Consider the following 9,735-nt stretch of genomic DNA (forward strand, 5'->3'; position numbering starts at 1 on the left):
GATTTATATTGTTAGGGAGATTTTTGGATGCTATTCCTATTATAATATTGATACACTATTGAGGTGATTAATAAGAGTGATGTCGAAGCGTTTAAGAGAATAGTTTTCTCATCTCGTGCTTTTTGCCAAGCCTGTGGGCACGTTCCTATTTTATTTTTACGGCTGGGAATGTCACGGTCAAAGTTAAAGTGATTTCGACAAAAGAACAAATTAGGCTATTGGAACAAAGTAGTTCTGATTATATTAAACTCATTAATACACTGGTATCTGAAATGGTTGAAGTGAAAAAAAGCACGAAGAAAAATACAAAGGATATTGAAGTCAACCTTCCAAGTGTAGTTAAAAATCAAGCGATTAAAGATACGAAAAGTGTGTTTTCTACAAAAGTGAAAAAGAGTAAATATAAAATTGTTTTGATTCTAAAAAGACCTGTTTGTGTGTGGAATAACCAAAACTACTCATTTGACTTCACACACATTTTAATCCCCTTTGTTGGTGAAGAGGGGAGAAATCTCTCTTCTTTTTTGTTCCATGTAAAGTTCGAAGGTGACTTAAGGGGTAAAAAGGTGGATATGTATTAACAAAAACATGTTTGTTCACTTTCGGCAATTTCTAGAGATATTTTTTTAGGGATAGAATATTATAAGTTCGTAGAAATTGACTATATTACAGGAGCATCCACGCTGGGATATAACGGAGAATTAGAGAGTAAAGTAGGATTTGAAAATATTGTAAAAAAGTTAAAAAACACTATTCCTTCCTTTAATTTGCAAGAAAGAATAGCGTATTTATTTTGATAAGATTAACAATATAATATAAAGTTTGAAGATTTTCGGAATTAATCCAGAAATCTTTTTCTTACTTCTGGTGACGGTAACATACAATGTTCTTGTTTACCAAACCATCGGTATCTATTTTTTGCGAATTTTTCATAGCAAAAGTTTCGAATTGGCCTTGGAATTAATATAAAAAGAGTGAAAATCTTCCATATACCTTTCAAATTTCTACAAATGTTTAGTATGGCATCTGATTTAATATAACTATTATTTTTATCTATTAATACTATGCTGTCTATTGTTTCGTCTATTTCATACCTTTTTAATAATGTTTTACCTAATGCACTTTGAAGCGATGCAAATTGAAAATATCCTTTAGGATCCCTCTTAATAATGAATTGAATACTCTGATTACAGAAATTACAATCACCATCAAATAATACAATGCTCTTCATAATTTTCTCCTTCCTATAATTATTGGCATTTTATTTAATTATTACCAATATATATTATTTTAGTTTAAAAATTAAGAATAAACAAACTAAAAGGTAAAAAATATCTTAATGCTATGAAAGAATCTTAAAAATTCTAAATATGGGTTTATATATGTTTGCAATTATAGTGGTAATATGTATTGTGAAAAACATATTACCATAGTACAAAGGGGAGAGTATTAAAATTATTCAATAAATTTGTAGTGATAACAATAATTTAACATAAATATACAAAAAAGAGAAATTAATCTAATTATTCCGGAAAATATTTTTTGCCTACTTCAACCTTTTTAAAATTTCTTGAAAGGGTATATTATAGTTAATAGTTTTGAACTAACCCCACTTTCACTTCGTTTAGAAGTGAGGGATTCCTAAGTAAAGAGTTCTATCGAACTCTAATTGATTAGGCTAACCCCGCAGTCCTTACGGTTAGAAGCCTTATCGCTTCATTTTTTAGATTGATACTTGCGTTAATATCCCTATCATGGTGTGTACAACAAGAAGGACAGTCCCATTCACGTAGGTTTAGATTTTTAACGTCTTTATTTTGATATCCACAACAAGAACATAATTGGCTGGAAGCAAATGTTTTCGATACGACAATAACTTGTTTGCCATACCATTTTGCTTTGTATTCTAACATGGATCGAAATTGCGACCAAGATACCTCACTAATTGCTTTTGCTAACTTATGATTCTTTAACATATTCGATACTTGCAAATCCTCTATACCGTTAACATCGTGGTTTTTGATGATTTCAGTTGAAATTTTGTCCAAGTAATTTTTTCTAGCATTGGATATGTATTCATGAATTCTAGCTACCTTTACTCGTTGTTTATTCCAGCGAGAAGATCCTTTCATCCTTCTAGAAAGCACACGCTGTGCTTTCGCCAACTTATCTTCTAATAATCGGAAAAACTTCGGATTTTCATGGTGTGTTCCATCTGACAAAATAGCGAAATCTTTTAGTCCTACATCTATTCCAATGTAAGAATGTGTTTTCGGAAGTTCTTGTACTTCTGTTTCAACTAATAGTGACACAAAATATCTACCAGAAGGGTTCCGTCTAACTGTAGCATTTACAATACGCCCCTCTACTTCGCGACTTTTGGCAAATCGAACAAGGCCTAGTTTCGGCAACTTTATTTTGTTCCCTACAACGGCAATGTTTTCATTTGTTTGTTTTGTGGTATAAGATTGTACGTTGTTCTTCTTAGATTTAAAGCGCGGTGCGCTGTTTTGTTTTTTGAAAAAGCGTGTATAAGCATCCGTAAGGTTGCGAACAGACGACTGAATCGCAATACTATCCACTTCTTTTAGCCAAACAAGTTCTTTCTTCATGGCAGGTAGTTTGGCAGAACATATACCATAGGTCAAGCCTTTTCCTGTCTTTTTGTATGCGTGATCCCATAAGGATAGGAAATGATTGAATACAAAGCGAGAACACCCAATTGTTTTATTGATTAGAATTGCTTGTGCCTGATTTGGATAGATACGAAACTTATAGGCTTTATTCATCATTATTTGATTCACCTCCATTTCGGTATATGACTATTATGAACCGAACGTATATTCGATAGGTAGTGGAGTAACACTTTCTGTATGTCGAACAAGGGATGGCTTCCTGCCATTCCTTGTTCGAAGCCAATTCATCTCCCGCCTACTCACTGGGCTGTGACCCTTCACGCTCCTTGAGGAAGGAGTCTTCTTGGCTAAAATGATAAAATTTAAATTTAGATATTAATAAACATGAAAGTATTGTGATTACTGGAAAAAGTGGTAGTGGGGAATCGCCTTTAGTTGATTTGCTATTAAAAATACTTGATCCTGATAATGGTGATATTTTAATAGATAGGCAAAATGTTAAACAATAGAAGAGTGATGAATTTAGAAAGAAAATCGGGTTAATGCTTCAAGATGAAGTGCTCTTTAGAAGGGATTTTGGGGAATTTAGATTATTACGATATTAGATATAATCATTTAAAAACACAAAATTCTATTCAAAAATTAAATCTAAGTAATTATATTCAATTTCAAAGAATAAATAATGTTGTTATATCCGAAGATTGAATGAATTTATCGGATGGACAAATATTAGTTATATTATGTGTATTATTGAAAAATATCCCATTTTAATTTTAGACGAACCTACTATTATTTAGATGGGGAAACAGCAGATTATGTAATTAATAATTTATTTCATATTCCTTAAACCAAAATTATTATTACTCATAATGAAAAGATTTTGTAACATGTAGATAAGATTGATGAACTTACTGAAGGACATTTGGAGCAAAAAGATATAGATTTAAAATATAAAATAATATGAATAAGACATATATATAGCAGCACTATTTTGTTGGTCAATACCAACAACTTTAAAATAGCTAAAGAGAAAATAACCATCTTATTAATATGTAATTAGTATTTTTACTTCAGATAATAAAGAATATAATAACATGTTCTCAATCAGTTCTTTTATCGGCCGAGTTAATTTGTTTTCCTCCTTAATGATTTCACATATGCCGTCAAACTGTGTTGTTCATGCTGCAAAAGGAGTTCATTTTACCATATTATCAAGCTGAGGGTCCTAGCTATATGAATGTCTTTATCATTTTACATATATAGTTTCTCATAGTGAGTTTAGGTGTCAAAAAATAAGATATAAAAAAGACCTGACATAATAATATCAGATCTTTTTTATATCTTACTTTACACCAATTGCATCATAAGCCTTCGTTACTGCCTGTACTTCTTTCGAGTTCTCACCATATAAATCTTTTGCTGATTGAATTGCAGCTTGACGCATCATGCTAAAGTTCGAATTTGCTGTTAAATATTTTGTAAGTGCACGATAATAAATTTTCTCCGTTGCTTCGCGGCCAACGCCTTTTACTGATACTCCATAATGTGTTCCGCCTTCAGCAATTAAATATGCCGCTTTATTGTTTATACTACTGTTAATATGAACACCACCGTAATCCAACTCACCAGTGTAAAGCTTGCTGTAATGATCTGGGTAATGATCTGGAAAATCATGCATTGGACTTGGTGGAATTGAAATTGATGTTGGGTCACTTAAAGAGCGGAGCGCATCCCCATCGGTGTCTGGTGTATAAATATCCTCACCAAGCTGCCAGTCATCACGGTCTACCATCGCTCCAAAAATATCAGATATAGATTCGTTCAATGCACCTGGTTCGTTTTCATATACTAAATTTGCAGAATGCTCTGTTACTGCGTGCGTTAACTCATGAGCAATAACATCTAAACTTGCGGAGTACGGTAAGAATATTTCGCCATCCCCATCCCCATATAGCATTTGTCTTCCATTCCAAGCTGCATTGTTCCATTGATCGCCGACATGAACAGTTGAAATTAATTTTGCCCCTTTATTATCAAACGAGTTACGGTCAAATGTTTTTTTGAAATAATCGTATACTTTTGCTGTATTTACGTGGGCATCAACTGCAGCTTTATCCTGGAACATTTTTGATTCACTTACTACTTCCCAACCTGTGAAGCGAGATCTTTCCCATTCCTCATACAGCCATGGTACAGAGGAATTTCTTGCGTCAAGAGTATGAATTCCATTCCCTCGTGTACCATCCAACAAATGATATGAACCTGCTTTATTTTGCTCAATTTTAAATGAAGTTCTTTGTCCGAGTACGCCATAACCGAAGCCTTCCATATGATCGATTGCATTATATTTATTGATAACATTTCCATTTGTCGCATTAATGAAATAATGCCAATATCCTGGTTCTGGCTTAGAAATAGAAGCTTTTACTAAATATGATAAGTAGTAATTGCCGTCTTTCTCATATACAAATAAATCTTTTTTGATACTATCGTAATCCTCTACTTTTCCAATTTCTTTCTCGATATCTGCTTTTGCAATTTTCTCAGCTTCTTCTTGTGAGATGTTGGGTTCAGCTGGGATGTTTTTACCAGCCACATCAGGAACAACCTGCCCAAAAAATGCTTTTACATTGTTATTTTCATCAAGTGCAATCGTTTGATCCGATCCATAAACGGGCACATTGTTATGCGTCTCAACTAATTTCACATGCGTTGTATTTGTCTTTTCATCTTTCTCTTCAGATACAATTTCAAAGTGCTTTTCCATATTTCCTGCTAATTTAAACATTTCTTTCTTACTTTTTAAATACTCGAACACCGTTTCTTTTTTATCTAGTCCTTTCGGCGCTTTCCACTCTTCCCCAATATAAGATGGTGTCTGGAATTCTTGGTTGTATTGAATTTTTTGCTCTGCTGCATATGTACGTGGCGTACCTAATGTCGCAAATGTCCCTAAAGCCATAGATAAAGCTAGTGTTGAAGATAAAACTTTCTTTTTCAAAAATAACACTCCCCATCCCTAATTTCACATATTCCATTTTTTTGCATATATCTATCTTTTTGACACTTTTATATAATTCTGAATATGATAATAATCACCTCTGAATAAAACTTTAGAAAATTAATGCAGAAAATTCTAATAATTGTTATATAAAAAAGTCCACTTATTTTTATAAGTGGACTTAAAGATAATATGTTTTTATATTAACCTTCAATCGTTTCAACAGTACTTTCAAAATAATAAAAGAATAAGTTGGGATGCTGTATGTAATGGAAGCCGCATGTGTAGTATTAAGTGGTGGAAATTATGATATAGAAGAACGTCCGGAATGTAGCAAGTTAATTAAAACTCTGTATAGACGATCAATGGGACATGAAGGACCTAATCTTTACATTTGGTGTTATCTGAAACGTGTGAAGAAGAAAAGGAAATGCACGTGCAAAAATAAAAATCCCAGCACTTTAAGCAAAGATTTAGAGAAGAAAATTTGTTGCAATTGTCGATTCCATAATAATAACTGTTAAGAATTTAATAGTATAATTTATCATTTTAGCCAAGAAGACTCCTTCCTCAAGGAGCGTGAAGGATCAAAGCCTAGTGAGTAGGTGGGAGATGAATTGGCTTTGAAAAAGGGATGGCAAGAAGCTATCTTAATTGTTCGACATACATAAAGTGTTACGTCACTATCCATTGAATGTACGTTTGGTATATAATAGCCATACATATAAAGCAACTAACTCCTGTGCTTGATATTTACTTTTTCGTTGTACAAATCCTTTTTCTTTGACTAGGTTTTATAGAACATGAGGAGACATATGCTGCTGTAATTCTTCAGCAATCGGTTGAAGTTCGTCAAGAATCGAAAGAGTCATAAAGGAAAAATATTCCATCCTTTCCTATAATTCCACAGAAAGGATAACGTATTTTTTACTTTATGGGTAGTGTAAAACCTTAGATTGATAGCGATGTGATAATGCCCCTTTTTAGATTCATACTATCATTATGTACAAGATTAGGAGATTACTTGTAAGAGTCCTGGGATGACTGCAACCGTGCTGTGTTATAATTCTAAAGTATTGACATTTCAAGTAGGACTTATAGATGTCGGATTGTCATATGAAATGTAAAATCAATCCGTTATTTTGAGGGTTCAGGCTACCATTATTTAAACTAACATTCACACTAAAAGAAGTACAAGGAGGAAGGTATATCTATTAAAATAGTGAGGTATACCAAATTAGAAATGAACATTAAATTTAATAAAAAAGTAGTAGCATTCACGGCAGGATTAACGGTATTATCTTCACCATTGGTATCGTTTGCAGAGGAACAACAATCAGTAAACAATAAGCAATCTACAAGCCTTCAAGTGCAAGAGAACACAGACCAAATTCAAACAACAGATGAACAGGCTTTAAAAAGTATTGAAGCTAGTTTTGAAGAGGTAGACGGACGTGGTGGAGGCACTGTCGACAATAAGAAAGCAGATAGTCTTCAACGCTCAGAGGGTATTCATGAAGAAACAGGCACATTAACTGTTCCTAACAATTCAAACAGAACAAAACGTAGTCTGTCTCCCATATCACCTAGCACCTCTAGTACAATAAACGGTGTTCCATTCACTGAATGGATTGTTCCAGCAGGTAACGATAATATTCGTCCTCAAAACTACATGAGTCCAAAGTATATTACAATTCATGAGACTGATAATACAAGTGTAGGAGCAGGTGCTAGAAACCATGCTCAATACCTATATAACCAAGCAGTAGGGAACACGGACCGAGCTGCATCGTGGCATTTTACAGTAGACGATAAAGAGATTTATCAACATCTACCATTAAACGAGAACGGATGGCACGCAGGAGACGGTGATGGTCCAGGTAATAGAGAATCTATTGCAATTGAAATCGCAGTTAACAGTGACGGTAACTATAGTAAAGCAGTAGATAACGCTAAGAAACTTGTAGCTTATTTAATGAAAGAAACTGGTGTACCGTTAAATAACATTGTAAAACACCAAAAATGGAGTGGTAAAATCTGTCCTGCTAATATGATTAATAATGGACAATGGGATGCATTCGTAAATGGCGTTGGTGGGTATTATAATAATTTTTATCAACCAAAAGATGACATTACTGGAGGTTGGTATGAAGAAGCTATTCGAGAGTTAAATAGAAGAGGTATTATGATAGGGGAAGGAAACGGAGTTTTCGCACCTAATAGAGCGATAACAAGAGCCGAATTTGCTCAATTAATCTCTAAATCTCTAAACCTGCCAGCTGGAGATGCTTCATTTAAAGACCTAAACGATGCAAATTCAACTTTACGAGATGGTATTAAACGTACTGCAAGTGCAGGTATCATTCAAGGTAGAGGAGATGGTTATTTTGACCCAAACACACCTATTACAAGAGAAGAATCAGCAATTATTGTAAACAAGGCTTTACAGTATAAAGGTATATGGGGACCAGTTGTAAACCTACCATTCTCAGACAAAGACCAAATTAGCTATAAAGAAGATGTACAAAGATTGTATGGCTTAGGTATTGTCAAAGGTAAGGGTGAAAATCAATACGACCCTAAAGGAACAACAACTCGTGGTGAAACAGCAACATTCATTCTAAATATGCTACAAGTAATTGAAAATGGCAGTGTTGAAAAGGTAGTTGGAACGGCTCAAATTAATGGTATTGGGGTAAATGTTCGAAGCGGGTCAGGTACAAACTATTCTATTGTTAGAAAGACAAGTAAAGGCGAAAAAGTTACAGTATATGAAGAAAAGAATGGTTGGCTAAGAATTGGAACAGGTCAGTGGATTTATTATGACTCTAGTTATATCGATTATAACAGATTATAAAAGACTAAATACTTAAAAGAACAGGTCATATTTGGATATATAACTTACTCTCAGGTTGTGACTGGCCCCTCTATTACCTATCAATACTGATGAAAAGAGGAGAAGGAGAGATTCATTATGGTGCTGGAATTGGGAAATCATCGTAATTAGCGTGTATGCAATTAGAGGCTAAGGTTTTTCTGATAATTAAGTGGAGGTCACTATACGTACCCATCCAGCTCATATTTTGAAATATTTTAAAACGAAAAAATGAGCTGGATGGGTAAAAGTTAGCACAAAATTTCGTTCTGAGGGTACTATAAAACCTTCGCTTGATAGAAAAGAGATAACATTAACTTTGTTGCCTAGAATTGCTCGTGCTAGATGTGGGTAGATTCAAAATTTATAGGCTTTATTAATCATCATTTGATTCACCTTCATTTTGGTAGGTGTCTCCTTGATTAAAATGATAAAAAATGCAAAAAGAACTTGTAGGCATCACTACAAGTTCTTTTTTAGATAATATAAAAAGGTGAAACAAACTATCTCATTACTCGTAACAGGGAAACTATCTTACTTAAGGCTTGGTTTCATTATATAACAAATATTAACATGCAGCGTTTTAATGTGTGAAAATTACGTGAATTAGCAAACGAAATTTCATCTCTATTCGTTAAGAATTCCACTTATTCGTTTTTTAACAACTTTAAATCAACGTTGAATAGATTAACAATATTTGCTAAAAGACTGAAATAACATTATTATAATGTAATATAAAGTAATTCATATAGTGAAAAGGTAAAAAAATTTACATATCACTTATTGAACGTTTGGCCGGTAATTACAGCCCTTCCCGAACGAGAAAGCCCCTCGCCTTTAGGCATGGGATGAAAGTGAGGTTGGCACTCTAAGTATCAAAATGTTGGTACCTTTTATTTTTTTATCTTTCGTATTGCAGTTTTATAATCTAACTGATACAAAACGCAAACATGATGAATGATTATAGAAGAACCAAAACAACCGTGTCATTAATTAACTATCATTTTGTGTTTTGCCCGCGATACAGAAGAAAGAGTTTTCTTAACACAAAAGTAGAAGAACGTTTCAAGGAGTTGGTTCAAGGAATATGGGGAGGATTGGATATTTCTATTGTTGCAATGGAATGCGACAAAGACCACGTTCACTTGTTCTTAAATACACCACCAACACTTAGTCCTGCTGATACAATGGCAAAAATTAAAGGAGTGACATCAAAACGTTTG

Annotated in this window: 6 protein-coding genes and 3 pseudogenes; 4 read left to right on the forward strand and 5 right to left on the reverse strand. The window is 33.5% G+C overall.

The annotated features are described in order from the left end of the window. Positions 1-122: 122 nt before the first annotated feature. Positions 123-494: pseudogene (locus D1166_RS15890) on the forward strand (RNA-guided endonuclease TnpB family protein); the annotation flags it as partial. A 344-nt stretch (positions 495-838) separates the two neighbouring features. Here D1166_RS15890 and D1166_RS15895 read toward each other — a convergent pair. Together D1166_RS15895 and tnpB are read right to left on the reverse strand one after the other, a co-directional pair. Further along, the gene (locus D1166_RS15895; RefSeq protein ID WP_021728638.1) at positions 839-1,231 is read right to left on the reverse strand and encodes a thiol-disulfide oxidoreductase DCC family protein; all 393 of its coding nucleotides are present in this window, start codon (positions 1,229-1,231) and stop codon (positions 839-841) included. A 442-nt stretch (positions 1,232-1,673) separates the two neighbouring features. Then, positions 1,674-2,792 (reverse strand): IS200/IS605 family element RNA-guided endonuclease TnpB, encoded by a 1,119-nt coding sequence (gene tnpB / locus D1166_RS15900; protein ID WP_118043352.1) that lies wholly within the window; start codon positions 2,790-2,792, stop codon positions 1,674-1,676. Between the two features lie 239 nt (positions 2,793-3,031). Between tnpB and D1166_RS31820 the strand changes: the two genes are divergently transcribed. Then, positions 3,032-3,145 (forward strand): ATP-binding cassette domain-containing protein, encoded by a 114-nt coding sequence (locus tag D1166_RS31820; RefSeq protein ID WP_021729497.1) that lies wholly within the window; start codon positions 3,032-3,034, stop codon positions 3,143-3,145. Positions 3,146-3,579: 434 nt separating this feature from the next. Here the strand turns inward: D1166_RS31820 and D1166_RS31825 are convergent. The 3 genes and pseudogenes from D1166_RS31825 to D1166_RS15930 all read right to left on the reverse strand — a co-directional run. Then, positions 3,580-3,795 (reverse strand): annotated as a pseudogene (locus D1166_RS31825) (YolD-like family protein). Positions 3,796-3,978: 183 nt separating this feature from the next. Beyond that, positions 3,979-5,637, reverse strand: coding sequence for a M4 family metallopeptidase (locus D1166_RS15920; RefSeq protein WP_118043353.1), 1,659 nt, complete (start codon positions 5,635-5,637; stop codon positions 3,979-3,981). A 713-nt stretch (positions 5,638-6,350) separates the two neighbouring features. Beyond that, a pseudogene (locus D1166_RS15930) lies at positions 6,351-6,509 on the reverse strand (IS4 family transposase); the annotation flags it as partial. 371 nt (positions 6,510-6,880) lie between these two features. Between D1166_RS15930 and D1166_RS15935 the strand changes: the two are divergent. Then, positions 6,881-8,494 carry an S-layer homology domain-containing protein gene (locus tag D1166_RS15935; protein ID WP_097856655.1) on the forward strand — a complete coding sequence of 538 codons (1,614 nt, stop codon included), beginning with the start codon at positions 6,881-6,883 and terminating at the stop codon, positions 8,492-8,494. Positions 8,495-9,462: 968 nt separating this feature from the next. Beyond that, on the forward strand, positions 9,463-9,735 hold a 273-nt coding region (tnpA, locus tag D1166_RS15945), incomplete at its 3' end, for an IS200/IS605 family transposase (RefSeq protein WP_118043354.1).

The organism is Bacillus sp. ISO11 (assembly GCF_003458115.1).
Taxonomy (GTDB): Bacteria; Bacillota; Bacilli; order Bacillales; family Bacillaceae_G; genus Bacillus_A; species Bacillus_A cereus.